Annotated in this window: 1 protein-coding gene; it reads left to right on the top strand. The window is 39.9% G+C overall.

Going from position 1 to position 2,120, the window contains the following annotated elements:
• Positions 1–150 precede the first annotated feature (150 nt).
• A complete protein-coding gene (locus ACOI1D_RS21390) occupies positions 151–2,055 on the top strand; it encodes an IS1634 family transposase (protein WP_422504216.1) in 1,905 nt (634 codons plus the stop codon).
• The last annotated feature ends 65 nt before the right edge of the window (positions 2,056–2,120 follow it).

Genomic DNA, 2,120 nt, shown 5'->3' with positions numbered 1-2,120 from the left:
CCCAACTTTCGGCAGTTTTTGATAAAAACGTATCAAAAACTGCTTTTTTATGTGGTAAAACGTTGGTAAATCAGCATTCTGTTATTGAAAATGCAAATGTAGTGACCTAAAATAAAGTTAATATTTAAATTAATTGATTCTCCTTTTTCCATGCGTTATAATAAAACTATGTTTATAAGAGAAACGATTACCCAAAATAAAGTAACGAAAACAAAATATAAAAAACATGTATTGGTCGAATCCTATCGAGCAGAAGAAGGACCAAGGCAACGGGTTGTGATGCAACTAGGAACACTTACCCTTCCAAAATCTGAGTGGAAAAAGTTAGCTGCCGCATTGGAAGGCCGTTTAGCTGGTCAAACAACGCTGTTTGAGGATGAACAGGAAATAGCCAAAGCAACTGAACAAGCCATGGGCAATTTTTCATTCAGGCAAAAAAAGACGCATGCAAAAGAAGACCGTCAAGAAACGGGCTCCTTTGTATCGGTTGATTTAGACTCGATCGCTACGGCAGAGTCACGTTCGCTTGGGCCCGAATTGATTGGTCATACCATGTGGGAACGCTTGGAATTCAATCAGTTATTGAAAACCTGCGGTTTTACACCTGCCCAACAAGCACTTGCTGAAGCAGTAGTTGTTGGGCGTTTGGTTGCACCTTCAAGTGACTTGGCATTATGGCGCTGGTTAAAGGAACGTACCGCACTAACCGAGCTACTTCCTGTCAATCTTTCCGAAATTGGAAAAGATGGAGTATACGAAATTGCGGATCAATTGCTGGCCAATAAAAAGGAAATTGAACGTGGGCTTCGTGACAAGGAAATGGCGCTGTTTCCGCGCTCAAATCAGGTGTTTCTTTATGATTTGACCAATACGTATTTCGAAGGTAGTGCGCAAAAAAATGAATTAGCACATCGTGGAAAGTCAAAAGAAAAACGCTCTGACTGTCCACTTGTTACACTGGCGCTTGTGGTAGATGATGCAGGGTTTCCCATTTTCAGTCAAATCTATGGTGGAAATCAATCAGAACCAGAAACACTTGGAGATATATTGGAGCAATTACAGACTGATGCGTCTCTTGAAACATTAGATGAACAGCCCATGATTGTGATGGATCGAGGCATTGCCACAAAGGATAATCTTATATTGATAAAGGAAATGGAATTTCCCTATATCGTGATTGAACGAAGGGCAGTGGAAAAGGAATACATAAATGACTTTAAAAATGCGCGGGAAACGTTTGAGCGAATTTCACCTAGGAAAGAAAAGAAGCAACGTCTTTCAACTGAAATAACGGTGTCTGACTCGGTATTTGTGAAAAAGCTTCCCATTGAAAAAGGAAGTCGTGTTCTCTGTCTAAGTGAAGGTCGTGAAAAGAAAGAAATCGCCATAGATAGTCTAAAAGAAACTCGGTTTCTACACGATTTAAATCGATTAAAAACATCAGTTGGAAAAGGGAATGTCCAGTTGGCTGGGAAAGTAGGCGAACGCGTTGGAAGGCTTAGAGAGCGCTACGCTTCTATAGCTAGATATTATGAAATTCATTTAGAATTAGATGAAAAAGAGGAAAAAGTAAAGGACGTTACCTTTGAGAAAAAAACAACACGCAAAGAACGCTCTGTATTAACAGGCTGTTATGTCATTGAAACAAGTGAAGAAGCGTTGCCAGCCGAGGAAGTATGGCGATTATATACGACATTAACCCAAATAGAGGCGACGTTTGAATCACTAAAAACAAGTTTAGGTGTAAGGCCTGTCTACCACCAATTAGCGGAACGGACGAAAGGACACTTATTCATCTCTGTATTGGCGTACCATCTATTAATAAGTATTGAATACCAATTACAGGAAAAGGACGATCATCGAAAGTGGTCTACCATCAAAGACCAACTTTCCACACATCAGCGGTCTACTGTAATCGTAACCGATGAGAATGACCAGATTCATCATATTCGGGTTTCGGGAACAACAGAAAAAAGTCATCATGAGATATACAAGTTGTTAAACGTAAAAGATCCATTGAAAAGAAAACGCGAAATTGTCGGAAAAAGGTTGTAGTGACCAAATAAAAAGAAGAAATCCCAGTATGAAGGGATTTCTAGGCACCTATGCCGAAACTTGGG

Origin of the sequence: Virgibacillus sp. DJP39 (genome assembly GCF_049310925.1) — a bacterium.
GTDB lineage: Bacteria > Bacillota > Bacilli > Bacillales > Amphibacillaceae > Virgibacillus_F.
Note: the sequence above shows the minus strand (reverse complement) of the source record. Positions and strands in the feature narration are given on the sequence as shown.